This is a genomic window from Acetobacter pomorum, from assembly GCF_002738225.1.
GTDB lineage: Bacteria > Pseudomonadota > Alphaproteobacteria > Acetobacterales > Acetobacteraceae > Acetobacter > Acetobacter pomorum.
In genome coordinates, this window is the sequence record NZ_PEBQ01000144.1 from 261,980 (window position 1) to 285,699 (window position 23,720).

At 56.1% G+C, this 23,720-nt stretch carries 21 protein-coding genes; 13 read left to right on the forward strand and 8 right to left on the reverse strand.

The window, feature by feature from the left end; all coding sequences use genetic code 11:
* Window positions 1-9: 9 nt before the first annotated feature.
* Window positions 10-1,293 (reverse strand): adenosylmethionine--8-amino-7-oxononanoate transaminase, encoded by a 1,284-nt coding sequence (locus tag CSR02_RS11360; protein ID WP_099541689.1) that lies wholly within the window; start codon window positions 1,291-1,293, stop codon window positions 10-12.
* A 56-nt stretch (window positions 1,294-1,349) separates the two neighbouring features.
* Here CSR02_RS11360 and CSR02_RS11365 point away from each other — a divergent pair, with 56 nt between their 5' ends.
* The 3 genes from CSR02_RS11365 to bioD are packed head-to-tail and all read left to right on the forward strand — an operon-like array spanning window position 1,350 to window position 4,617.
* Window positions 1,350-2,531, forward strand: coding sequence for an aminotransferase class I/II-fold pyridoxal phosphate-dependent enzyme (locus tag CSR02_RS11365; RefSeq protein WP_099541690.1), 1,182 nt, complete (start codon window positions 1,350-1,352; stop codon window positions 2,529-2,531).
* Window positions 2,531-3,223 carry an alpha/beta fold hydrolase gene (locus CSR02_RS11370; RefSeq protein WP_099541691.1) on the forward strand — a complete coding sequence of 231 codons (693 nt, stop codon included), beginning with the start codon at window positions 2,531-2,533 and terminating at the stop codon, window positions 3,221-3,223. Before CSR02_RS11365 ends, CSR02_RS11370 begins: the two co-directional genes overlap by 1 nt.
* On the forward strand, window positions 3,220-4,617 hold the full coding sequence (bioD, locus tag CSR02_RS11375) for a dethiobiotin synthase (RefSeq protein ID WP_099541692.1): 1,398 nt from the start codon (window positions 3,220-3,222) through the stop codon (window positions 4,615-4,617). The genes CSR02_RS11370 and bioD overlap by 4 nt, the downstream gene beginning before the upstream one ends.
* A 53-nt stretch (window positions 4,618-4,670) precedes the next feature.
* On the opposite strand, the gene lexA is transcribed toward bioD, so the two are convergent.
* Both lexA and CSR02_RS11385 read right to left on the reverse strand, forming a co-directional pair.
* On the reverse strand, window positions 4,671-5,321 hold the full coding sequence (gene lexA, locus CSR02_RS11380; RefSeq protein ID WP_099541693.1) for a transcriptional repressor LexA: 651 nt from the start codon (window positions 5,319-5,321) through the stop codon (window positions 4,671-4,673).
* 86 nt (window positions 5,322-5,407) lie between these two features.
* Complete coding sequence (locus CSR02_RS11385; protein WP_099541694.1) at window positions 5,408-6,607, reverse strand: molybdopterin molybdotransferase MoeA; 1,200 nt, start codon at window positions 6,605-6,607, stop codon at window positions 5,408-5,410.
* A 145-nt stretch (window positions 6,608-6,752) separates the two neighbouring features.
* On the opposite strand from CSR02_RS11385, the gene rpmG reads away from it, so the two are divergent.
* A complete protein-coding gene (gene rpmG, locus CSR02_RS11390) occupies window positions 6,753-6,920 on the forward strand; it encodes a 50S ribosomal protein L33 (protein WP_003623017.1) in 168 nt (55 codons plus the stop codon).
* Window positions 6,921-7,028: 108 nt separating this feature from the next.
* Here the strand turns inward: rpmG and CSR02_RS11395 are convergent, their stop codons facing one another.
* Together CSR02_RS11395 and eno are read right to left on the reverse strand one after the other, a co-directional pair.
* Complete coding sequence (locus CSR02_RS11395; RefSeq protein ID WP_006115173.1) at window positions 7,029-7,358, reverse strand: FtsB family cell division protein; 330 nt, start codon at window positions 7,356-7,358, stop codon at window positions 7,029-7,031.
* A gap of 169 nt (window positions 7,359-7,527) precedes the next feature.
* Window positions 7,528-8,808: a phosphopyruvate hydratase gene (gene eno / locus CSR02_RS11400; RefSeq protein ID WP_099541695.1), complete on the reverse strand. Its 1,281-nt coding sequence runs from the start codon at window positions 8,806-8,808 to the stop codon at window positions 7,528-7,530.
* Window positions 8,809-8,991: 183 nt separating this feature from the next.
* On the opposite strand from eno, the gene CSR02_RS11405 reads away from it, so the two are divergent.
* From CSR02_RS11405 to CSR02_RS11425, 5 genes are all read left to right on the forward strand, one after another.
* Window positions 8,992-9,468: a DUF3429 domain-containing protein gene (locus CSR02_RS11405; protein WP_099541696.1), complete on the forward strand. Its 477-nt coding sequence runs from the start codon at window positions 8,992-8,994 to the stop codon at window positions 9,466-9,468.
* 89 nt (window positions 9,469-9,557) lie between these two features.
* Entirely contained in the window at window positions 9,558-10,529 is a 972-nt protein-coding gene (gene thiO / locus CSR02_RS11410) for a glycine oxidase ThiO (protein ID WP_099541697.1), read from the forward strand.
* Between the two features lie 13 nt (window positions 10,530-10,542).
* Window positions 10,543-10,740, forward strand: coding sequence for a sulfur carrier protein ThiS (gene thiS / locus CSR02_RS11415; RefSeq protein WP_042786618.1), 198 nt, complete (start codon window positions 10,543-10,545; stop codon window positions 10,738-10,740).
* 4 nt (window positions 10,741-10,744) lie between these two features.
* A complete protein-coding gene (locus CSR02_RS11420) occupies window positions 10,745-11,521 on the forward strand; it encodes a thiazole synthase (RefSeq protein WP_042786617.1) in 777 nt (258 codons plus the stop codon).
* On the forward strand, window positions 11,518-12,123 hold the full coding sequence (locus CSR02_RS11425) for a thiamine phosphate synthase (RefSeq protein WP_099541698.1): 606 nt from the start codon (window positions 11,518-11,520) through the stop codon (window positions 12,121-12,123). Before CSR02_RS11420 ends, CSR02_RS11425 begins: the two co-directional genes overlap by 4 nt.
* 12 nt (window positions 12,124-12,135) lie before the next feature.
* On the opposite strand, the gene recG is transcribed toward CSR02_RS11425, so the two are convergent.
* The gene (gene recG / locus CSR02_RS11430; RefSeq protein ID WP_099541699.1) at window positions 12,136-14,283 is read right to left on the reverse strand and encodes an ATP-dependent DNA helicase RecG; all 2,148 of its coding nucleotides are present in this window, start codon (window positions 14,281-14,283) and stop codon (window positions 12,136-12,138) included.
* Window positions 14,284-14,352: 69 nt separating this feature from the next.
* Between recG and CSR02_RS11435 the strand changes: the two genes are divergently transcribed.
* Both CSR02_RS11435 and mfd read left to right on the forward strand, forming a co-directional pair.
* Entirely contained in the window at window positions 14,353-14,682 is a 330-nt protein-coding gene (locus CSR02_RS11435) for an FAD assembly factor SdhE (protein WP_099541700.1), read from the forward strand.
* Window positions 14,683-14,760: 78 nt separating this feature from the next.
* Window positions 14,761-18,237: a transcription-repair coupling factor gene (mfd, locus tag CSR02_RS11440; RefSeq protein ID WP_099541701.1), complete on the forward strand. Its 3,477-nt coding sequence runs from the start codon at window positions 14,761-14,763 to the stop codon at window positions 18,235-18,237.
* A 51-nt stretch (window positions 18,238-18,288) separates the two neighbouring features.
* On the opposite strand, the gene CSR02_RS11445 is transcribed toward mfd, so the two are convergent.
* Window positions 18,289-19,239 carry a hypothetical protein gene (locus tag CSR02_RS11445; protein ID WP_183172587.1) on the reverse strand — a complete coding sequence of 317 codons (951 nt, stop codon included), beginning with the start codon at window positions 19,237-19,239 and terminating at the stop codon, window positions 18,289-18,291.
* 36 nt (window positions 19,240-19,275) lie between these two features.
* Between CSR02_RS11445 and CSR02_RS11450 the strand changes: the two genes are divergently transcribed.
* A complete protein-coding gene (locus tag CSR02_RS11450; RefSeq protein WP_095045797.1) occupies window positions 19,276-20,283 on the forward strand; it encodes a bile acid:sodium symporter family protein in 1,008 nt (335 codons plus the stop codon).
* Window positions 20,284-20,324: 41 nt separating this feature from the next.
* Window positions 20,325-21,770: a pyridoxal phosphate-dependent decarboxylase family protein gene (locus CSR02_RS11455; protein ID WP_099541702.1), complete on the forward strand. Its 1,446-nt coding sequence runs from the start codon at window positions 20,325-20,327 to the stop codon at window positions 21,768-21,770.
* Between the two features lie 31 nt (window positions 21,771-21,801).
* On the opposite strand, the gene CSR02_RS11460 is transcribed toward CSR02_RS11455, so the two are convergent.
* Entirely contained in the window at window positions 21,802-23,718 is a 1,917-nt protein-coding gene (locus tag CSR02_RS11460; protein WP_099541703.1) for a cobaltochelatase CobT-related protein, read from the reverse strand.
* Window positions 23,719-23,720: the final 2 nt, after the last annotated feature.

The following is a 23,720-nucleotide window of genomic DNA, read 5'->3' on the forward strand; positions in this document are numbered from 1 at the left end:
CTGCTGTTTTTAAGCCAATACTTTGTAAATAGAATTTGTGAGTTTGCGTAAATCCTGTTCTTGAATGGTAAAGGCAGGAGTGAGGTAAACAATATTGCGGAATGGGCGTATCCACACGCCTTCTGCAATAAAACGCTGCCGCAATGCATCGGGGTTGTCTATTTTTTCCAGTTCCACAACGCCAATGGCCCCAAGGGTGCGTACATCCTTTACATCGGGTAGGGTACGGCAAGGTTCCAGCATTTCCGTTAAAAACGCATTAATGGTTTGAACCTGCTGAAGGCGCGGTTCGGTTTCAAACAGATCAAGCGAGGCATTGGCGCAGGCACATGCCAGTGGGTTTGCCATAAAGGTTGGCCCGTGCATCAGCGCATGTTCGGGGTTATCGGAAAGAAAAGCCTCAAACACATGCCGTCGCGCCACTGTGGCGGCAAGGGCCATGGTGCCGCCTGTAAGCGCTTTGGAAAGCGTGATAATATCGGGCACAATACCAGCCTGTTCGCAGGCAAACATGGTGCCGGTACGACCAAAGCCGGTAAAGATTTCATCTAAAATAAGCAGAACATCATGGTCATCTGCGGCTTTGCGCAAGGTGCGCAGGGTTTGGGGGGAATGAAACAGCATGCCACCAGCACCCTGCACCAAAGGCTCGGTGATAATGGCGGCAAGTTCATGCGCATGTTTTGCCAGCAGATCCAAAAACACAGCGGTGCTGGCTTCATCCACTGGCAGCGGGGAGATCACATGCTCCATCAGGGCCGAGCCATAAAGATGATGCATGCCTTCTTCCGGGTCACAAACAGACATGGTGGCCAATGTATCCCCATGATAGCCACCCCGGAATGCCAGCATTTTGGTGCGTTTGGTCTGCCCTTTGTTCAGGCGGTACTGAATGGCCATTTTCATGGCCACCTCCACGGAAACCGAGCCTGAATCTGTAAAAAACACCCGTTCCAGATCTCCCGGCAGCATGGCGCATAATCTACTGGCCAGCCGCAGGGCGGGTTCGTGCACCATACCGCCAAACATCACATGCGGCATGGTTTCCATCTGCTGGCAGACAGCTTGGCGAATATGGGGGTGATTATACCCGTGGCAGGCTGTCCACCACGCAGCCACACCATCTACCAGTTCTGTGCCGTCTGTCAGGGTAATGCGTGTATTATGCGTGCGTGCGGCGGCAAGTGGGGCCGGAGCCGTTTTCATCTGGCTATAAGGCAGCCAGATATGGGGCAGGCCCTGTGTGTACCATTCCGGCATGGAAGATAAAGGTGAGCCGGAAGCTTCTGTCATGGAATGTTCCCTGTAGATGATTGACCCGCCCTTCAGGCTGCGGCACCACATGTTACATGACGCGGTTTGATAATCTTTTCCAGAAGGGGCTGGCGGATCTGTCTGCCCAAGGGCGTTTGCGCACCTGTCAGGAATGGCGCTATGCGGGCGATGCGCGGCTTCAACGTCCAGATGGCGTTGTGGTGACAGATTTTTCGTCCAACGATTATTTGGGTTTGCGCATGCACCCTTTGCTGCGTGAGCGTGCGTTTGCGTGGGCGCAGGCAGAAGGCAGTGGCAGCGGGGCCTCCCGACTGGTAACGGGCACATCTTCCCAAGCTTATTTGCTGGAAGAACGGGTGGCGCGGTTGAAGCACATGCAGGCGGCGCGCCTTTTTTCTTCTGGCTGGCAGGCCAATGCGTCCCTGGTGCCCGCATTGGCGCGGCTTTCTGCACAGGTTTGTGGCGCACCCGCCGTTATTCTGGCAGATAAGCTTATCCATGCCAGCCTTTATCATGGATGTGCGGCTGCGGGTGTGCGCCCGATTCGGTTCCGGCATAATGATGTGACGCATCTTGAAAGCCTGCTGCAAAAAACAGAAGGAACTGGCCTGCGTATTGTGCTGACAGAAAGCGTGTTCAGCATGGATGGTGATGTGGCAGATATTGCCGCATTACACACTGTTGCCCAGAAATATGATGCCCTGCTGTGTGTGGATGAAGCCCACGCAACCGGTATATTGGGCCCAAAAGGGGCCGGGCTGGCAAACGGGCTGGCAGATGTGGTGGTTGGCACCTTCAGCAAGGCTTTGGGCAGTATGGGCGCGTTTATTGCGGCATCAGAAAGCCTATGCAGATGGCTGGATAATACAGCTTCCGGGTTTATTTATTCCACAGCGCCTTCGCCTTTGGTGCTGGGGGCTGTTGATGCAGCGCTTGGCCTGCTGCCGCATATGGATGCCCAGCGCGCTCATGTTGCCGCACTTGCTGCCAGTTTCCGCCAGAAAATGCACGATGCAGGGCAGGATACCGGGCCATCCAGCACCCAGATTGTGCCCATTCTGGTAGGGCAGGAGGCACAGGCACGCACGCTGGCCCACAAGATGGAGGAAGCCGGTTTTCTTGCCGTGGCCATTCGTCCCCCCACCGTGCCGCCGGGCGGCTGCCGTTTGCGGGTGGTTTTTCATGCCAACCATACATGGGCGCAAATGGAGGCTTTGGCCGATGCGTTCATACGCGCCAGCAAAGGTATGGCATAATGGTCCGGCTTTTACCCGTATTTGTGCATGGCTGGGGGTTTGGGCCAGAGTTCTGGCAAGCTGTGCTTGCGCAACTGAACTGGCCAGATGCCGTAACGCTGGATCTGGGTTTTTTGGCACCGGCAGTCAGTGGTGCAGGCAAAACAGTCACGTTGGAGAATATTCTCCAACAGCGGCGGCCTATATTGGGAATTGGCCATTCCCTTGGCTTCATGTGGCTAATGATGCAACGCAGGCACGGCATTTGGTCAACCGGCAGCCAGTTTACGGGTATCAACACATTTGCCTGTTTTGCCAGCCGAGAGGATTTTCCGCAGGGTGTTGCACCACGCATTGTGCACCGCATGAAGCGCGGTTTGGGGCGTGAACCCGCCGTGGTGGTGAATGATTTTCGGCAACGTTGCGGGGCGTTACCCGTGCAGGCAGAACGTTGCCAACCAGCAGAACTGGCGCAAGGGTTGGATATTCTCCTGACCGCGGATGTACGGGCAGATTTACCCTCTGCTCCGTTGGATATACTGGCCGGGCGGCAGGATGAGATTGCCCTGCCAAGCATGACAGCCGCCTCTTTTCCTGCGCCAGCGCATATAAGATGGGTGGAGAACGGGGGCCATGTGCTTCCCCTTACGCATCCGGTTGAATGTGCCCGTTTTTTGGAAATGTTGCGCAACACGATGGAAAAACAACCATGACAAAACTCTCTCGTGCCGCGCGTATATGCCAGAGTTTTGATACTGCCGAAAAATATGATCAGGCTGCCACGGCGCAGCGCATTGCAGCGCGTACATTGTTCCGGCACATACAAACCAGCTTGGCCGAAAAAAAGCCCCTGCGTATTTTAGAAATTGGATGTGGCACAGGTTTACTAACAGAATATTTATGCACCAAGTGGCCTGATGCGGAAATTCTGGCAACAGATTTTGCGCCAAACATGCTGGCACGTACCAAAAGCCGCTTAGGAGAGCGTGTTTTTTATCATCTGATGGATGCTGCCGCGCCTGATGTATCTGGCCCGTTTGATCTGATCTGCGGCAATCTGGTTCTGCAATGGCTTCCTGAACCTGCAAAGGTTTTGCAAAACCTCGCGCGGCTTTTGGCGCCTGGTGGTGTGCTTGCGGTCTCAACAGTGCTGGATGGCACGTTTGCTGAGTGGCAGCAGGCGTGTCAGCAGGAAGGGGAGCAGGCGGGAACGCCGGTTTATCCAAAACTGGCTGAAGTGCAGAACTGGCGTTTGCCTGCTTTTTCTGGCGGTTGGGGCGTGCAGGATATTGTGCAGGCTTTTGCAGATGGGCTGGATTTTGTGCGTCATTTAAAAGTTACAGGCGCATCTGTCCCGCGTGAAGGTGTGATGCCTTTATCGCCTGCGCGTTTACGTCGTGTGGCCATGCAGTTTCAGAAGGCAGGATGCGCTATAACTTGGCGTATTGGATATGCCTGTTTTCGTAAACCACCGCGTAAGGGTGTGTTTGTAACAGGCACGGATACCGGTATTGGCAAAACACTTGTTTCGGCCTGCCTGGTGCGGCGCTGGCAGGGAGCATATTGGAAGCCCCTACAAAGCGGCTTGGCGGATGAGGAAGGCGATACGCCTACAGTGCGCCATCTTGCAGGAAATGTGCCCTGTTTTAAACCTGCCGGGGCATTTCTGGCCTCGCTTTCCCCCGATGCGGCAGCGCGGGCAGAGGGTGCGCGAATTGATCCTGCGCAACTTGATTTACCACGAGATGAAGCAGATCGACCATTGGTTGTAGAAGGCGCAGGAGGGCTGATGGTGCCCGCCACGCCAGATCTGATGATGATTGATCTGGCTCAGCGCTGGGGGTTGCCCGTGGTGCTGGTGGCACGTAGCGGGCTGGGGACTCTTAACCATACGTTGCTGAGCTTGGAAGCCTTGCGCGCGCGGCAGATTGCTGTGGCCGGTGTGGTGCTAAGTGGCCCACTAAATGCAGAAAACCGTGCCACCATAGCGGAAAAAGGCCAAGTGCGTATTTTGGCGGAAGTGCCATTTTGCGCAGAAATTACGCCAACAGTGGTTGCAGAACTGGCAAAGCTTTTCCCGAAATGGAATGATATATGCGTGGAGTAAAATAGGCAGCAGCCTGCATGAAAGGTTACTTTCTCAACATGCAGGCCATTTGCTTAATACTGTCTGATTAACCCGGCCAGACATCCCTGAATACGCAGTTTTTCTGCTGGCACAATACGGGTTTCATAGCTGGAATTGGCAGGCTCCAGCGCAATCATGTTTCCTTTGCGGCGCAGACGTTTGAGCGTTACTTCATGCTCATCAATCAGTGCTACCACAATTTGCCCGTTTTCGGCTTGGTCTGTGCGGCGGATAATAACACTGTCACCGTCCAGAATACCGGCATCCACCATGGAATCCCCAGCCACTTCCAGCGCGTAATAATCTCCAGTACCCAGCATTTCAGCCGGAACAGTGAGTGTATGGGCGCTATCTGGCACGGCTTCTATGGGCAGGCCTGCGGCAATGCGCCCATAAAGTGGAATTCTTACCGTTTCAGCCTTGGGGCGCGTAAAGCTGGCGCGCACCACATTGGGGGGCAGTTCCTGCATTTCAGGCAGTTGAATCACTTCCAATGCCCGTGCCCGATGATGATGGCGGCGCAGAAAACCGCGTTCCTCCAGCCCGGAAATAAGGCGGTGAATACCAGATTTGGAACGTAGGCCCATGGCTTCGCGCATTTCATCAAAGGAAGGCGAAAAACCTGTCTGTTTGAGGTGCGAATCAATAAAAAGCAGAAGTTTGTGCTGTTTGCGCGTTAGCATATCGCACCTCGAAAAGCGGCTGTCGTTATGAAAAGAAAATCTTGCCCTTGTTCTATATAAGTTCTCTTTTTATGTCAAGGGAGAGATCACGGCAGGCGCACAATCTGGCAGGATGTACCAGCTTTTTGTGCCGGGGCAAAAGGGGCACGCACAACCAGAGCCTGACTTTGCCTTAGTATATTCAGTTGGGCTGAATCCTGCCGGGAAAAAGGCGTGGCCACAGGTACAGCGCCTTGTGGGGAAGGCGCAAGGGTTGCGCGTAAAAAATCTTGCCGGGCATCATTTTCTTTAACATCGCACCCCAGAATGGCCGGTTCTGTTTGCAGTTCCGTGCCAACAGGAAGCCCCATAAGCGTGTGGAGGGCAGGTGTTACAAAAACAATAGAACATACCATGGCCGCTACAGGGTTGCCGGGCAGGCCGATAATGGGCGTATTGCCCAGTTTGCCAAACATCAGCGGTTTGCCAGGGCGCATGGCAATCTTCCAGAAATCCTGCTGGAGCCCGATTTCGGCCAAAGCCGGGCGCACCAGATCATAATCGCCCACACTGGCGCCACCAATGCTTACCAGCATGTCTAAAGTGGCAGCTTGGCGGAACTGGGTTGTCAGGCTTTCCATATTGTCGCGCGCTATGGGCAGCATAATGGTTTCTGCGCCCTGTTGTTGTAGCAGAGCCGCCACCATAAAGGAGGCAGAATTGAAAATGCCATCTACGGGGGCTGGGTCTCCGGGCAGGATAATTTCATCTCCCGTGGCCAGAATACCCACACGCGGGCGGCGCGAAACCGTAAGCCAGACATGCCCACCCGCAGCAGCCAGCCCAATATCACGCGGGCCGAGTCTGCGCCCGGCGGGCAACAGCTCATCATTTTTTTGGAAATCCTGTCCTTGTCGGCGAATATACTGCCCCTGCTGTGCGGGGGCTGTCAGTTTGGCGAAGTCACCTTCACGCTGCACGTTTTCCTGAATAATGACCGTATCTGCGCCTGCGGGAATTTGCGCGCCAGTAAATAGCCGAATGCATTCCCCTTTCTGCACGGTAACAGCAGAGGGATGTCCTGCGGGCACTTCATCCACAATGCGTAAAACTGCGCCTTCCAGCGCATCTTCAGCTTTTGCGGCGTACCCATCCATTGCAGAAACAGATACAGGTGGATTGGCTGTGTGTGCGTAAACAGGCTGGGCCAGCACACGGCCACAGGCCTGCGAAAGAGGCACAATTTCCTGCCCGCATGGTTTCAGGTTTTCAAGAATTCGGGCGCGTGCAACAGCCACATCCAGCATAAAAAATTCCTCCTTTTTGGGTCTGTAGCACCGCTTTGATGCAAGAATACTTGACCTTTTGCACTTGTATGCGCATTTTGCCGGCACTTGAACACCGTCGGTGCCGTTTAGGTGGCGCCGCACATCATGCTCTGCTGAGGAAGTCATGGCCAAGACCAACGTTATCAAGATCCGTCTCGTCTCCACGGCGGACACCGGTTACTTCTACGTGACCAAGAAAAATGCTCGTGCGCACACCGGTAAAATGGAACTGAAGAAGTACGATCCGGTGGCACGCAAGCACGTCGTGTTCCGCGAAGCCAAGATCAAATAATCTGCATTTTTCGGAATGTGGATATGAAAAACGGCGCTCTCGGGCGCCGTTTTTTTTTATGCCCGCCAAGAAGAAACAAGATCTTGCAGGCACCAAATATTAAACCGCTTAAAACAGCGGGTCACGCCTATCATAAGGCACCACAATATCATTCCGGTCTGCCATGTTCAGCATGGCGCGGGCACGTTCATCCAGAATATCTGTATCCAGAGATTGCTCACGCAAGCCATTTACGCGGCGATGCCACGCAGCCTGTTCCGCAATGGCATCCTGTTTGGATTGTTTGGCCTGTTCCAGCAGCCCCAATTGCTGCTTATAAGCCTGAATGCCGTGATCACCCTGCGTTGCATTCCAGCCAAAATAGCCAGCAATGCCAAGAAAAACCAACGGGGGCACAACCGCCCGCACTGTGCGACGAATGAAACGACCGATCTGCACTCTGGCGCTGCCTTTTTTCTGGTTTCGTGCAGTTTGGCCTGCACTTGGGGTCTTTCTCTTTGTGTAAACCATGAAATGTGGCAGCGCCAAGGCATGAGGGCACGAAAAAAGCCGCCCTTTTGGGGAAAGGCGGCTTTTTTGCAATGTGTTGCGCCAAAAACGCTGTGGGTTAGGCGTTTTTCAGAATAGTGCGGCCTGCATAGCGTGCGGCGGTGGCCAGTTCCTGCTCAATGCGGATGAGCTGGTTGTATTTGGCTGTACGGTCAGAGCGGGAAAGGGAACCGGTTTTGATTTGCCCGCAATTTGTGGCTACGGCCAGATCAGCAATGGTGGAATCTTCTGTTTCACCAGAGCGGTGGCTCATAACCGCTGTGTAACCCGCGCGCTGGGCCATCTGCACGGCTTCCAGTGTTTCTGTTAGCGTGCCGATCTGGTTGACCTTCACCAGCAAGGAGTTAGCAATGCCGGCCTGAATGCCACGGCGCAGGCGTTCTGGGTTGGTCACAAACAGATCATCCCCAACCAGCTGGATTTTCTTGCCCAGTTCCTGCGTCAGCAGGGCCCAGCCTTCCCAGTCATCTTCGGCCATGCCGTCTTCGATGGAAACAATCGGGTAACGGCCCACAAGGTCAGACAGGTAAGAGACCATACCAGCGGAATCGAATACCTTGCCTTCGCCCTTCAGGTTGTATTTGCCGTCCTTGAAGAACTCGGTGCTGGCGCAATCCAGCGCAAATGTAACGTCTTCACCCGGGCGGTAGCCTGCAGCTTCCACGGCACGGGTGATAAAGCCCAGTGCTTCATCGGCAGATTTCAGGGCAGGGGCAAAGCCGCCTTCATCCCCAACATTAGTGTTGTAGCCAGCAGCGCTCAGGGCCTTTTTCAGCTGGGCAAAAATTTCCGAACCCCAGCGGATGGCATCGGCCACAGTAGGCGCACCCACCGGCTGCACCATGAATTCCTGAATATCAATGGGGTTATCTGCATGTTCACCACCGTTGACAATGTTCATCATCGGCACGGGCAGAACATGGGCAAACACGCCGCCAATGTAGCGGTAGAGCGGTACGTGCAGTTCGGCTGCCGTGGCTTTGGCAATGGCGAGGGACACACCCAGAATGGCGTTGGCACCCATACGGCTTTTGTTGGGTGTGCCATCCAGATCGATCATGGCGTTGTCGATATCAATCTGATCTGCCGATTCGGCACCCTGTAGTGTGGGCAGAATTTCGTTTTCAATGTTCTCGACAGCCTTAAGAACACCCTTGCCACCAAACCGCTTGGGGTCACCATCGCGCAGTTCTACGGCTTCATGCGCACCGGTTGAGGCACCAGAAGGAACAGCCGCACGCCCTCTGGCGCCAGATGCCAGCTCCACATCTACTTCAACCGTAGGGTTGCCGCGGCTGTCCAGAATTTCACGTGCGATAATGTCAACAATGGCACTCATTGGTGTTTCCGTTCCTTTATTGTCTGGCCTCTGGCAGGCAGAAGCCGATGTTATTCTTTTTGGTTCCGGGCGGAACACGGTGGGCAGGGTAAACCAGCCCGCGGTTGCTAGTGGCCGCTTGTTGGGCTTTTCTGTCAACCATATTGGGTATGAAATTATCAGGTAAGGGCCTGCTGCACGTTCATGAAAAAACTTCCATTTCTGGCTGTGGTGCTCATGGTGGCAGGGCTTTTGCCCTTTGTTGCCTGCACATGCGGCATTGTGTTTTTCGATTCCGGCGTGCCTGTGCCCAATCTGCTGATGGCATTGGTCATTTACGGGGCTGTGTGCCTTTCCTTTACAGGGGCCGTGCATTGGGGGCTGGCGTTACAGCTTGACCGCGCCATTCTTACAAACGGGGCAGACAGGGCCGATAATCTGCGTTTGGTTTTGGGTGTGGTGCCCGCTTTTGCAGGGTGGATTGCGGCTTATCTGGCTTATGCATGGGTGCCGCTTGCGGGGGTGATGATTCTGGCAGGGCTTTACCCACTGGTTGCATTGGCAGAGCGTGGAGCATGGCAGCGTGGGTGGTTGCCGCCCGGCTATATGGGCATGCGCTGGATTGCCACGGCAGTAACGGAATGTTGCCTGCTTATGGTGCTGCTTGTGCGGGCATTCTGAACACTAACGCGGCATAACCCCTTGCAGAAGCAGGGTTAGAGGCGTGTTATAACGCCTACAGAGCCAGTAACGGAGGCAAAGTAGAAAGTATGAACGGCAAACCGCGCATTCTGGTAAAAGGGGCCGGTGTGGCGGGTATGACAGCCGCCGTGGCTCTGGCTGAACGGGGCGGAGATGTCACCCTGTATGAGAGCGGAGGCCGCGTGGGGGCCGGGGCTTCATGGATGGCAGGTGGCATGCTTGCCCCGTGGTGCGAGGCCGAATCTGCGCCAGAGGAAGTCACCGCCCAATCTATCGATTCGGTAGATTGGTGGGCGGACCATGTACCCGATGTCACGCGTGAAGGCAGCCTTGTGCTGGCACCTGCGCGAGATGTGGGGGAAATTGCCCGCTTTGGCCGCCGCACATCGCATTTTCAGACAGTAGGCACAGTAGAAATTACCCAGCTTGAGCCCGATCTGGCAGGCCGTTTCCATAAAGGGCTGTTCTTTCCCGATGAAGGGCATGTGGACCCGCGCAAGGCCTTGAAGGCCCTTTTGGCAAGGCTGGAACAACTTGGCGGTCGTGCCGAGTTTGGTGAAATTTGCCCGGATGAAGCCACGTTTGATTGGGTGGTGGAGTGCACCGGTCTTGCTGCGCGTGAAAAACTGGACAATCTGCGGGGCGTGCGGGGTGAAATGCTGCTGCTGCGCTGCCCGGATGTCACCTTGCACCGGCCTGTGCGTATGCTGCACCCGCGCATACCGGTTTACATTGTGCCAAGGGCTGACCATGTGTTCATGGTCGGGGCCACTATGATTGAAAGCGAAAATGCTGGCGGCATGACAGTGCGTTCCATGATGGAACTTCTGAACGCGGCATGGACCTTGCACCCCGGTTTTGCCGAGGCGGAAATTCTGGAAATGGGCACAGGTTTGCGCCCATCTTACCCAGATAATATGCCCCGCGTGGTGCAGGATGGAAAACGCATTTATATCAACGGTATGTACCGACACGGTTTTCTGCTTTCTCCCGCTCGGGCGCGGGAGGCGGCAGACTTGATATTTGGCCCACAGGCCTAAGGAGCAACGCCCGATGAAAGTTGTGGTTAACGATACAGCGCACGAGGTTTCCGCTAAAACACTGGCGGCCCTGATAGATGAGCTCGGCTATAGCGGTGCACGCATTGCCACGGCGCTGAATGGTCGGTTTGTGCCCAAGGCAACACGCGATGAAACGCCGCTGGAAGAAGGGGCGCAAATTGAAATTGTAGCCCCTATGCAAGGGGGCTGAAGGCATGGCTGTTTCATTTTATGGGCAGGATGTTGTCTCGCCACTCATGCTGGGTACGGCCCAGTATCCATCCCCCGAGATTTTGCGTGATGCCGTGCTGGCTGCTCAGCCGGGTGTTGTCACTGTTTCCCTCCGCCGCGAATCTGCGGGGGAGCGTGCCGGGCAGGCGTTCTGGTCTCTCATTCAGGAACTCAAGGTGCCGGTGCTGCCAAACACAGCGGGTTGCCACACGGTTAAGGAAGCCGTCACCACAGCGCACATGGCGCGGGAAGTGTTCGGCACGGATTGGGTGAAGCTGGAAGTGATTGGTGAACTGGATACGCTCCAGCCAGATGTGTTCGGGCTTGTAGAGGCCGCGCGTATTCTTACTGAAGATGGCTTCAAGGTATTCCCCTACACCACGGAAGATTTGGTGGTGGCGGAAAAACTTCTGGCCGTGGGGTGCGAGGTGCTGATGCCGTGGGGCGCGCCCATTGGTTCTGGCAAGGGTTTGAACAACGTGTTCGGCCTGCGGGCCATGCGGGCGCATTTTCCCGGTGTGCCATTGGTGGTGGATGCAGGCATTGGTGTGCCCTCCCACGCCGCGCAGGCGCTGGAGTTAGGTTATGATGCGGTGCTGATAAACACCGCCGTGGCCAAGGCGGGAGACCCCGTAAATATGGCCCGTGCGTTTCGTCTGGCGGTAGAGGCCGGGGAGCTGGCCCGTATTGCAGACCCAATGGAAGAGCGCGATATGGCTGTTCCTTCTACTCCCGTTGCAGGAAAGGCCATGCTGGCATGACAGCTCTGCCCCAAAAGATTTATCCCGTTGTTGATAGCGCCACATGGGTGGACAGGCTGGGCGGTGCAGGTGCACGCTTTATTCAGCTCCGCCTGAAGGACATGGAAGAAGACGCCCTGCGCGCAGAAATTAGCCAAGGCCATGCCTATGCCAAACAGCACGGCGTATGCCTTGTGTTAAACGATTATTGGCAGATCGCGCTGGATGAAGGCATCGATTACATTCATCTGGGGCAGGAAGATCTGGATACGGCAGATCTGGCCGCCATCCGCAAAGGCGGTATTCGTCTTGGCATCAGCACCCATTGCCACGAAGAGCTTGATCGCGCCCTAAGCTGCAACCCGGATTACGTAGCGCTTGGCCCTATATGGGAAACCAAGCTGAAAAAAATGGCGTTTGGTCCCCAAGGTCCGCTGAAGCTGACAGAATGGCGAAAGTTGATTGGCAACCTGCCACTGGTCGCCATTGGCGGCATTACGCTGGAACGCGCATGGGCGTGTATTGAGGCCGGGGCCGATAGTGTTTCTGCCGTATCTGCCTTTATTCGCCACCCAGACCCGGAAGGGCAGGTTAAGGCGTGGTTGGCAGCCGTAGAAGGCTAAAGCTGCAACCGTTTAGCCGCCGCTGAAAATGCGTGCGGCATCGGTTTTGTTAAACAACGTTAGCAAAATGCGGGCCGCTATAGGCAGATTCTTTTCCGGCGTGCTGGTGGGTGGGCCATCGGGCAGAAGCTCCGTGGCTTCATCATGTGCTGTTTCTAACAGCATATCCACCAGCATTTCCGGCGCCATGCGGTAATCGGGCAAGCCAGATTGGCGACGGCCCGTTGCCTCACCTCCGCCACGTAGGCGAAAATCTTCATCTGCAATTAAAAAGCCGTCTTCCGTTTCCTTCAGGCAGGAAAGCCTGCGGCGTGCCGTCAGGCCCAAGCCTTCATCATGCAGCATAAGGCAGAAGGAGGCATCCGCCCCACGCCCCACACGGCCACGGAGTTGATGCAACTGTGCCAACCCAAAGCGTTCTGCATGTTCTATCACCATAATTGTGGCGGAGGGCACATCCACGCCCACTTCAATTACGGTGGTGGCCACCAGCATCCGGGTTTCACCTTTGGCAAAGGCTTGCAGCACGTCCTCACGCACATTGGCATCCTGCTGCCCATGCGCCAGCCCGATTTTATCTCCAAAACGCTCAACCAAAGCCGCATGCCGGGCCTCGGCGGCGGCCAGATCCATGGCTTCGCTTTCAGAAACCAGAGGGCACACCCAAAAAATCTGCGCGCCCTTATCTAGCGCGCGGCCAATGCCTGCCAGCACATCTTCAAAATTGCCAAGGCTGTGTAGGGATGTGCGCACGGGCTTGCGGCCAACCGGTTTGCCTTCCAGCCGGCTGATCTGCATTTCCCCAAAGCGGGTGAGCAGCAGCGTGCGGGGGATGGGCGTTGCCGTCATCACCAGCATATCGGCATCACGGCCTTTTTCCACCAATGCAAGGCGTTGATCGACCCCAAAGCGATGTTGCTCATCAATCACGGCCAGCCCCAGATCAGCAAATTTTACGCCATCCTGCACAAGCGCATGGGTGCCTATCACCAGCTTGGCGGTGCCATCGGCAATATCCTGCAAGGTTTGTTTGCGCGCCTTGCCTTTGACAGAGCTGGATAAAAACGCCACCGGCACGGGGGAAAGGCGGCGGAATGTAGCGGCGTGCTGGCGTGCCAGAATTTCCGTAGGCGCCATAAGGGCCGCTTGAGTGCCAGCTTCTACCGCACGCAGCATGGCCATAAGAGCGACAAGCGTTTTGCCTGCGCCTACATCGCCCTGCAAAAGGCGGCTCATGCAGTGCGGGGTGGCCATATCGGCTTCAATTTCACGCAGAACGTGTTTTTGGCCGTAGGTCAGCTCATGCCCAAAGCTGGCGAGCGCCTGCTTTTGCAAGTGGCCATCACCATTCAGGCTACGGCCGGGCCGGGCGCGGGATGCCTGCTGGGCAATGCGCATGGCCAGTTGGTCTGCCAGCAGTTCATCGCACGCCAGTCTCGCCTGCGCACGTGTGCGGTTTCCGTGCCACGCATCCCCTTGTGCGCTATCGGGGATGGTGTCTGGAAAATGCATCCAGCTCAGGGCTGTGGCAAAATCCGGCCAGTTTTTTTGTTTGATAAGGGCCTTGTCATGCCATTCGGGCAGGTTGGGCGGCAAAAGGCGCAGGGCGGCTGTCATGGCCATGCGCACCTGCCCGGTAAACAGCCCAGCGGTAAGAGGCCAAACGGGGTCTAGCAGCGGAATGCGCTCTATCTGGTTTGCGGGCACCAGATAATCGGGGGATGTGATGGTGAGTTTCTCGCCAAACCGTTCCACCTTGCCAGAAAGGGCAATGCTTTCTCCCTTAACAACCTGTTTGGCCTGCCAAGGGGAAAAGAAGGCGACTTCCAGCACACCCGTGGCATCATCAATCGTCACCCGCCATGGCTGGCGGGTGCGCGGTGCAGGGCTGCGAATATCCTGCACCACGCCGGTAACGGTTGCGATTGTATCGGGCCTGAGTTGCGCCAATGTGGGGCGCAGCCTGCGGTCTGTAATGCTTTCGGGCAGGCAGAACAGCAGGTCCATCACCCTGCGGCCACCCGCAATGCGGCCCAACAGCTTGGCGCGTGCGGTGCTGATGCCGGGCAGGCTTTCAAGCGGAGCCAGTAAAGGCGCTAGGGCAGAATTGCCATCTTGCCCCGTAACCGGAGAGGATGTGAAGGAAAGGGGGCTGGACACAAGCGATACACAAGCCTCTGTTTGGCAGGCTGACAGACAGGTTTAGCAACGGTATAGGACATCTGCGCCATGCAAGACAATTTTACAGCTTCTTTTCCCGCATCTTCCTCCAGCGCATCTGGCGTGGCGGAAGATAATCTGGCTGCCCGCAGACGGCGGCTGAAGTTTCGTGCCAACCATAGGGGCACGTTTGAAACGGATATTCTGATTGGCGGCTTTGTAGAAGCCAATGCAGATACCATGACGGCAGAAGAACTGACGGATATGGAAAACATTCTGGAAATGCCAGATCCGGAACTGACAGACTGGCTGTTTGGCCGCCTGCCATTGCCGGAAGAGAAAGCCACCCCCATGTTACGCCGTATGGTGGAAGATAGCCGTATCAGGCGCGGCGGTTAATAAAAACCCTTCAGGCTCCGGCAGAGGTATGCTGGTGGCTTGCGGGGTTTGCGTATTTAAGAACAGGCGGATACCGGGATGACAGCACAGACAGGCGCACAAAAGCGGATAGCAACCGTATGGGGCGTGCCAGAAGGGTATGATGCCCTTTTGCTGGCGCGCCGCGCGCGGGATCATAAAGGCCCGGTGTTGCATATTGCCCGTAGTGATGCCGCCATGGCCCGCCTGAATGATATGCTGGCCTTTGTGGCGCCTGATGTGGATGTACTGCGCTTTCCCGCATGGGATTGCCTGCCGTATGACAGGGTTTCTCCCAACCCTGCCATTGTGGCCGAGCGTGTTTCCACCCTTACGCGCCTGCTGGAACCCGCAAAAGGCCGCCCGCGGCTTGTGCTGGCTACGGTTAATGCCGTGGTGCAGCGTGTGGCCCCACGCAAAACGTTTGAGGGGCAATCACTTTCCATCCGCACGGGGGAAAGTCTGGATCAGGGCTTTCTGATCGAGTTGCTGATTGCCAATGGTTACACTCGGACAGATACGGTGATGGAAGCCGGGGAGTTTGCAACCCGCGGCGGTATTTTTGATCTGTACCCCGCTGGTGCGAGCGAACCCCTACGGCTTGATCTGTTTGGGGATGAGGTTGAAAACATCCGCGCGTTTGATCCCGGTTCTCAACGCTCTACGGCCAAACGCGATGGGCTGACACTTTGCCCCGTTTCTGAATTCTCGCTGGACAAGGAAAGCATTTCACGCTTCCGCACCGGCTGGCGTGATGCCTTTGGCCCTGCTGCTACGTCTGACCCGCTTTATGAGCATATTTCAGATGGGCGCAGGCATCCGGGTATTGAACACTGGCTGCCTCTGTTCCATGATCATCTGGAAACTCTGTTTGATTATCTGCCAGATGTTGCCGTCTCGCTCGAACATCAGGCCGAGGATGTCTTAAAAACCCGCCTGGAAATGATAGAGGATCACTATCAGGCCCGCCGCCAGCCTGTGCGGGAAGGGGAAATACCCTACCGCCCGCTGCCACCGCATCTGCTCTATCTGGATGAAAAAGGGTGGGATGCCTGCCTGTCTCGCGTGCCTGTGGTGGCATTTAGTCCCTATGCACAGCCCGATGGTGCCGGAGGGGTGGATGTAGGTGGCCGCCCCGGTAAGATGTTCTCCAAAATTGTACCCGGTGCCCAGCGTGAGCAGGTGTTTACGCTGCTGGGTGATCAGGTAAAGGAATGGGCACAGGTTAAGCGCCGCGCCTTTGTGGCTGCATGGACCAAAGGTTCACGCGAGCGCATTGCCACATTGCTGCGTGAACACGGCGTGCCCACCCAGACATATGAGACATGGGAACAAGCCCATAAAGCCAAGCCCGGCCCGGTGGGTTTGCTTACACTTGGGCTGGAACGCGGCTTTGTAGCAGATGATCTGGCATTTGTTTCCGAACAAGATCTGCTGGGTGAACGTATTGGCCGCCCACCGCGCCGCCGCCGCCGTGCAGATGAACTGATTGCCGAAGCCAGCGAACTTTCTGCTGGTGATCTGGTCGTGCATCAGGATTACGGGATTGGCCGTTATGATGGGTTGGAAACCGTAAGCGTAGGCGTAGCCCCGCATGATTGCCTGCGCCTGCTGTATGATGGCGGGCAGAAGCTCTACCTGCCGGTAGAAAATATTGAACTGCTCAGCCGCTTTGGGTCAGACCAAGCAGGTGTGGCGCTGGATAAGCTGGGCGGCACGGCATGGCAGAACCGTAAATCGCAAATGAAAAAGCGCATCCGCGATATGGCGGGTGAGCTTATCAGAACCGCAGCAATGCGTGCCTTAAAGGAAGCCCCAGAGCTGGTTCCGCCGGAGGGGCAGTGGGATGAGTTCTGTGCCCGCTTCCCATTTGTGGAAACGGATGATCAGGCACATGCCATTGCCGATGTGCTGGCGGATATGTCCTCCGGGCGGCCAATGGATCGTCTGGTATGTGGTGATGTGGGCTTTGGTAAAACCGAGGTAGCGTTGCGCGCGGCCTTTGTGGCGGCCATGTCTGGCGGGCAGGTGGCTGTTGTGGTGCCTACTACGCTGTTGGCCCGGCAGCATTACCGCACCTTTGCCGCACGGTTTGAGGGCTTTCCTATCAAGGTGGCACAGCTTTCCCGTATGGTAACGGGTAAGGAGGCCACAGCCGTGCGCAAGGGCATTGCAGATGGTAGCGTAAATATTGTTATTGGCACGCACGCATTGCTGGCCAAAACGGTTCAGTTTGCCTCGCTCGAATTGCTGATTATTGATGAAGAACAGCATTTTGGCGTGTCCCATAAGGAAAAGCTGAAAGCTCTGCGCGAAGATGTGCATGTGCTTACACTTTCCGCCACACCATTGCCGCGTACGCTCCAACTCTCGCTTTCCGGCGTGCGTGAAATGAGCCTGATTGCCACCCCACCAACAGACAGGCTGGCGGTGCGCACCTTCATCATGCCGTTTGATAGCGTGGTGATAAGGGAAGCCATCCAGCGTGAACGTTTCCGCGGTGGACAGATTTTCTGTGTGGCCCCACGTATTGAGGATCTGGACAGGTTGGCTGAACGGCTGACCGCTATTGTGCCCGATGCTCGGCTGATACAGGCGCATGGTCGCCTTTCCGCTACCGAGCTGGAACGGGTGATGACCGAGTTTTCAGACGGTAAATACGATATTCTGCTCTCCACCAATATTGTGGAAAGCGGGTTGGATATGCCTGCGGTGAATACGCTGATTATCCATAGGGCGGATATGTTCGGCCTTGGGCAGCTTTACCAGCTGCGCGGGCGCGTGGGGCGTGGCAAACAACGAGGCTACGCTTATCTCACATGGCCACAAACCCATGTGCTTTCAGCTTCCGCAGAAAAGAGGCTGGAAGTGATGCAAACGCTGGATACGCTGGGCGCTGGCTTTACGCTGGCCTCGCACGATCTGGATTTGCGCGGTGCGGGTAACCTGCTGGGCGATCAGCAATCCGGCCATGTGCGCGAAGTGGGGATCGAACTTTACCAGCAAATGCTGGAAGATGCTGTGGCTGATCTTCGCTCAGATAAAAACCGTCGTGCCGCAGAGGATCGGGACTGGACACCCAACATTGTTATGGGCCTGCCGGTGTTGATCCCCGATGAGTATGTCACCGATCTGCCCGTAAGGCTTGGGCTCTATCGCCGTATCAGCGCACTGGCATCGGATGCGGAACTGGAAGCTATGGAAGCCGAGCTGATAGACCGCTTTGGTGCCCTGCCGCCGGAGGTCAAGAACCTTCTGGATATTGTGGAACTCAAGCGTCTGTGCCGTCAGGCAGGGGTAGAACGTGTTGAGGCTGGCCCCAAGGGTATGGTGCTGCAATTCCGCAATAATACCTTCCGCAACCCGGCCGGGTTGGTGCAGTGGATGGGGAAATGGAAGGACGGCACAGTGCGCCTCCGGCCAGACCACAAAATGGCGGTTGTGCGTGAACTCACCAACGTGCAGCGCATAGATCTGGCCCGGCGCGTGCTGAAGGATCTGGCCGGTATGTGCGAAAAGGTTATGGAAATGGCCTGAAAAGGCCAAGTGGCCGGAGGGGTTTGAAAGTATTCCCTCCGGCGGTTTTGTTTATTTAAGCGGAATGGGGAAGCCGTTTACGGTCAGTACGCCGCTTTCCCATTTGGTATCCCACGTATTCTGCTCACCATGCTTGTGGCTGACAAGGCGGGCCACAACCATGCCTGCGGCCAACTTCATCTGCTTGGCGGTGCGGGCTTTATCAATCAGTGTTTCCAGATTGGTAATTTCCAGATGTCCGGAAGCCGAGGTGTCGTTCACATTGCCTGTAAGCGTTGCTACGCCATTGCCATGTAGCGAGGCATCGCCCTGTGTGGCATCAAAGCTGGAAATGGTGGCATGTACGGCTGGCGCACTGGCGCTGCGCCCACCAATGGCGCTCATAAGGGCAGGCACTTCCGCCACCGGAAGTGAAAATGTGGCGTGTGCTGCTGTGGGCAGCAGATCCTGATTGGCCACGTTATGGAAGCTAACGCCATCCATCCCCAATGATGCAGAGGCCGTCGCGCTGCCGCCCTGCATCTGGTAGCGCGCAGTGTTGACATTCACCTGTGCGGCTCCATGCGTGAGTGTGGCGTTCTGCCATGTCAGATCATAGCTTTTGCCCGCTTTCAGGCCTGCCAGAACCTGCTTGCCTTGCGTGTTCAGCCATTCTGTGCACGCGGCATTGTGATGTCCCGTCATGGCGGACATCAGGAGAAGAGAGGCCGCATCTGCCAGATCATGCGTGGCTTCTGGTGTTTCTCCAGATCCATGCAGGGTCACCTTGCCTGCCTTAAAGGTTGTGCCACCATCTGGGGTGCGCAACATCAGATTCTGATACGTAACGCCTTGCGCCGTTTCCTGCCCGGAAGCGCGGGAAACTACCGCGCAGCCAGAAGGAGGAGCCGCAAAAGCCGGGGCCGCGGAAACTGTGGCATAAATGCTCACAGCACCGAGAACGGAGAGGGACAGGAAAGTATACTGCTTCATTTCATTCAAAGGGTGCCGTAAGTAAAACAGGCAGGCAACCAGAAAGAAGAACGAAAGGGCAGGCGCGTGCGGTTTTTAAAATTGGACCCCTTTTTAATGGGGTTGGTCAGCGCTGTGTTGCTGGCAACGTTCTTTCCCTGTCATGGGGCGGCGGTTCCGGTTTTCAGGTGGCTTTCCATTGGCCTGATCGCCCTGATGTTTTTCTTGCAGGGTGCAAGGCTTTCTCGCAAGGCTGTGGTGGATGGTCTGGTGGCTTGGAAGCTACATTTACTTATTTTGTGCTGCACTTTTGTGCTGTTTCCGCTGCTGGGGTTGCTGGCGCATGCGCTGCTGCCTAACTTGATGCAGCCAGAAATTTGGATGGGTGTGCTGTTTTTGTGCTGCCTGCCTTCTACTGTACAGTCTTCCATTGCCTTTACATCCATTGGCGGCGGCAATGTGCCTGCGGCGGTCTGTGCGGCTACGGCCTCCAACGTTTTGGGCATTTTTATTACGCCTGTGTTGGTGGGGCTGATTCTCAGCAAGCATGGGGGCACGGCTGGTAACCCGCTGGATATTGTGTACCAGCTTTTGCTGCCCTTTATTTTGGGGCAGGTGTTGCAACCATGGCTTGGCCCGTGGGCGCACCGCAATAAAAAGCTGCTTTCTTTTTCCGACCGAGGCTCTGTGCTGGTGGTAGTGTATGCGGCGTTTAGTGATGCCGTTATGCAGGGCCTGTGGCACAAGCTGCCAGTGGCGGAAATGGGCGTTATTGCTTTGGTAGATGCCGTATTGTTGTTTGTTGTGCTGGGCATTACCATTTTTGCGGGGCGTGCCTTTGGCCTGCCACTTAAAGATGAAATTGCCGTGGTATTCTGTGGCTCTAAAAAAACACTGGCATCTGGCGTGCCTATGGCCAACGTGTTGTTTCCGCCCGCATCTGTGGGGATGATTGTTCTGCCACTTATGATGTATCACCAGATCCAACTTTTTGTGTGCGCCGTTCTGGCCCGCCGTTTTGCCCGCATGACACACCAGGCAGAGCAGCATGAGCCGCAGCCAGAGATACGCCACGCGTCGTCGTCGTCATCGTAATCGTAATCGTCCTGAAAATATATATTGGAGAAAAATAGAACGTGGCCGGGTTAGATCCAGAAAACTGGGAAGAATTGCGCACGCTTGGCCACCGCATGTTGGATGACATGCTTTTGTCCATAAAAAATGTGGCAAAGGGCCCGGTATGGCAGCCTATGCCCGATACGTTGCGGCAAAACTTTAAGCAGGCCCCATTGCCCCAAGGTGCACAGGCGCTGGAAGAACTGTACAATCAATTTTCCCAAGATGTAGCGCCATATGCCGTAGGTAATCGGCACCCACGGTTTATGGGGTGGGTGCATGGCGGGGGCACTGCACAGGGCATGCTGGCGGAAATGCTGGCCGCCGGTCTTAATGCCAATTTGGGCGGCCGCAACCATGCTCCGGTAGAAGTGGAACGCATGGTGATCCGCTGGGCTGCGGAAATGTTCGGTTTTCCAGAGTCAGCCAGTGGTGTGCTGGTAACTGGGTCTTCCATGGCCAATTTCATTGCCATTCTTACAGCCAGTCGGGCCGTGTCAGATGGTACGATGTTACGAGAGCAGGGTGTGGCAGCGCGGAAATTGGTAGGATACGCCGCACAAACAGCGCATGGCTGTGTAGCCCGTGCATTTGATATGGCTGGGCTGGGCATGAAGGCCCTGCGCCGTGTGCCGGTGGACAGTGCATTCCGTATGGATCTGCAGGCTCTACGCCGCATGGTTGCTCAGGACCGGGCAGATGGGTACGAGCCTTTTGTGGTTGTTGGCACAGCAGGCACCGTGGATACGGGCAGCATAGACCAGCTGAACGCACTGGCAGATTACGCAACGGCCGAAAAATTGTGGTTCCATGTTGATGGGGCCTTTGGCGCATTGGCACAGTTGGCGCCAGAATATGCGCCGTTGCTCAAGGGGCTGGAACGGGCAGACAGCCTTGCTTTCGATTTTCATAAATGGGCGCAGGTGCCTTATGATGCAGGCTGCGTATTGGTGCGTGAGCAGGGGCGGCAGGCGGCAACCTTTGCGCAGTCATTAGCCTATCTCTCGCGTGAGGATCGAGGTTTGGCAGCAGATGCCCCGTGGTTTTGTGATCTGGGGCCAGATCTTTCACGCGGTTTCCGGGCTCTTAAGGTCTGGTTTACGCTTGCCGGTTTTGGCACGCAGGGGCTGGGGAATGTGGTGGCGCAATCCTGTGCTGTGGCGCAGCATCTGGCAAAACGTGTGCAGGCCACGCCCGGCCTGACGCTACTGGCGCCCGTTACGCTGAATATTGTGTGTTTTCGGGTAGATATGCCCAATGTGGATGATCTGGATACGCTGAATGCCGAACTGGTGAAGGATCTGCAGGAAAGCGGCATTGCGGCCCCTTCTACCACGCGTATTCATGGCAAGCTGGCCATTCGCGCAGCGATTGTAAACCACCGCACAACCCAAAAAGATGCCGATATTATGTTGGCGGGTTTGGCAGATCTGGCGCAAGCGCGTCTGGGCCGCCCGCTGGCCTAAACCAAAGGCCGCGCAGGCAGCGCGTTTACCCTTAACGCGCGCGTTTGCGTGGGCGGCGTTTTTCTTCAAACAATGCGGAAAGGGACTGGAGCATGGTGCCCCCCAGTTCCTCCGCATCTGTAATGGTCACGGCTTTCTGGTAATAGCGTGTGACATCATGCCCAATGCCAATGGCTGTAAGTTCCACCGGGCTGCGGTTCTCAATCATGTCAATTACAGCGCGCAGATGGTCTTCCAGATAAGAGGCCGGATTGACGGAAAGCGTACTGTCATCCACTGGTGCGCCATCGGAAATCACCATCAGAATCTTACGGGCTTCCTGCCGGTTTTTCAGGCGGTTCCAGGCCCATAGCAGGGCTTCACCATCTATGTTTTCCTTCAGCAGTCCTTCACGCAGCATCAGGCCCAGATTGGTGCGGGCGCGTCGCCACGGCATATCTGCCGATTTGTAAATAATATGGCGTAAATCATTCAGCCGGCCCGGTTCTGGGGGCTTGCCGTTTTGCAACCAGAGTTCCCGGCTTTGCCCGCCTTTCCATGCGCGGGTGGTAAAGCCCAGAATTTCCACTTTTACGCCGCAGCGTTCCAGCGTGCGGGCCAGAATATCCCCGCAGGATGCCGCAACGGAAATAGGCCGCCCCCGCATGGAACCGGAATTGTCTATCAGCAGCGTGACAACCGTATCGCGGAATTCCGTATCTTTTTCCTGCTTGTAGGACAGGGAAAGCATGGGGTTGACCACAATGCGGGATAGGCGGCCCGCATCCAGAATGCCTTCTTCCAGATCAAAAGACCACGAACGTGTCTGCTGTGCCATCAGGCGGCGCTGGAGCCGGTTGGCAAGGCGAGATACTACACCCTGTAAGGTAACCAGTTGCAGATCAAGCTGATGCCGTAGGCGGGAGAGTTCTTCAGGGTCACACAGTTCTTCTGCGCGAATTTCTTCATCAAACTGGGTGGTGTAGGGGTGGTAGCCTCTGGCAGTCAGGCCCGGCGGGTTTTCCGGCAGGCTGCCGGGGCCTGCGGCTTCCCCCGTGCCTTCACCCATATTGGCATCACGGTCTTCTTCCGCAAATTCCGAGGATGTTTCACTGCTTCCCGCCATGAGCTGAGGTTGAGAGATTTCCTCTTCCTGCTCTTCTGGCTGTGGGGGTGTGTTTTCTTCCTGATCCGGGGGCGGTGGGTTTGAATCCTGCTGTGTATCAGCTGCCTCGGAAGAATCGTTGTTGGCATCCATGTCTTCAGATGCCGTGTCATCTTCTGTCAGGGCACAGGCCGCCATGAGCTGACGGCTGGCACGGGCGTATGCGGCCTGATCCGTCTGATACCTGGCCATTTCATCCAGCGCGCTCAGCGCTTCTGGTGAAAGGGTCTGCTTCCATTTTTCCAGCCTGCCCCGTGCAGGTTCCGGGGCAGGCTGGCCTGTCAGTTTTTCTCGCGCCAGTAGCTCTAGCCCCACAACTGGGGAAAGCTGCGCGGCATCTGTCATGCGGTCTAGGCCAGCAGCACGTATATCCTGCTCCAGACGGTGCCGCAGGTTGGCGGCCACGCCTTTCATATGGCGTGCGCCTACGGATTCGATACGGGCCTGTTCCAGCGCATCGTACACATCACGCGCCTGCGTTTCGGCTGGCTGGCGTGCCGCGTGCAGGGCGAAGTCATGATGTTTCAGGCGCAATGCCTGCGCATCTGCTGCACCACGAATGCGCTGCTTTTCTTCCGCACTCAAACTGAGGGAGGGAGATTGCAGGCGTACTTTTTCCCCAAGGCTGATCGGGGCCAGCGGCATGTTGCCACTATGGAAGGAAACATCTGCCTCTTTCTGCCCACCAATGGCGCGCAAGGCGGCAGATGTGGCCTGCTTGAAAGCATCCGCCCGTTTTTCTGCCTGCTCCCGGGAGAGAGGCGGCGTATTGGGATGAGAAGAACCTTTGGTGCGATCAGCCATGA

Excerpts from the sequence above, each read along its gene's own strand:
- CSR02_RS11360 (WP_099541689.1), bottom strand. The coding sequence starts at position 1,293 with ATGACAGAAGCTTCCGGCTCACCTTTATCTTCCATGCCGGAATGGTAC.
- CSR02_RS11365 (WP_099541690.1), top strand. The coding sequence starts at position 1,350 with ATGACGCGGTTTGATAATCTTTTCCAGAAGGGGCTGGCGGATCTGTCT.
- CSR02_RS11370 (WP_099541691.1), top strand. The coding sequence starts at position 2,531 with ATGGTCCGGCTTTTACCCGTATTTGTGCATGGCTGGGGGTTTGGGCCA.
- bioD (WP_099541692.1), top strand. The coding sequence starts at position 3,220 with ATGACAAAACTCTCTCGTGCCGCGCGTATATGCCAGAGTTTTGATACT.
- lexA (WP_099541693.1), bottom strand. The coding sequence starts at position 5,321 with ATGCTAACGCGCAAACAGCACAAACTTCTGCTTTTTATTGATTCGCAC.
- CSR02_RS11385 (WP_099541694.1), bottom strand. The coding sequence starts at position 6,607 with ATGCTGGATGTGGCTGTTGCACGCGCCCGAATTCTTGAAAACCTGAAA.
- rpmG (WP_003623017.1), top strand. The coding sequence starts at position 6,753 with ATGGCCAAGACCAACGTTATCAAGATCCGTCTCGTCTCCACGGCGGAC.
- eno (WP_099541695.1), bottom strand. The coding sequence starts at position 8,808 with ATGAGTGCCATTGTTGACATTATCGCACGTGAAATTCTGGACAGCCGC.
- CSR02_RS11405 (WP_099541696.1), top strand. The coding sequence starts at position 8,992 with ATGAAAAAACTTCCATTTCTGGCTGTGGTGCTCATGGTGGCAGGGCTT.
- thiO (WP_099541697.1), top strand. The coding sequence starts at position 9,558 with ATGAACGGCAAACCGCGCATTCTGGTAAAAGGGGCCGGTGTGGCGGGT.
- thiS (WP_042786618.1), top strand. The coding sequence starts at position 10,543 with ATGAAAGTTGTGGTTAACGATACAGCGCACGAGGTTTCCGCTAAAACA.
- CSR02_RS11420 (WP_042786617.1), top strand. The coding sequence starts at position 10,745 with ATGGCTGTTTCATTTTATGGGCAGGATGTTGTCTCGCCACTCATGCTG.
- CSR02_RS11425 (WP_099541698.1), top strand. The coding sequence starts at position 11,518 with ATGACAGCTCTGCCCCAAAAGATTTATCCCGTTGTTGATAGCGCCACA.
- CSR02_RS11435 (WP_099541700.1), top strand. The coding sequence starts at position 14,353 with ATGCAAGACAATTTTACAGCTTCTTTTCCCGCATCTTCCTCCAGCGCA.
- mfd (WP_099541701.1), top strand. The coding sequence starts at position 14,761 with ATGACAGCACAGACAGGCGCACAAAAGCGGATAGCAACCGTATGGGGC.
- CSR02_RS11460 (WP_099541703.1), bottom strand. The coding sequence starts at position 23,718 with ATGGCTGATCGCACCAAAGGTTCTTCTCATCCCAATACGCCGCCTCTC.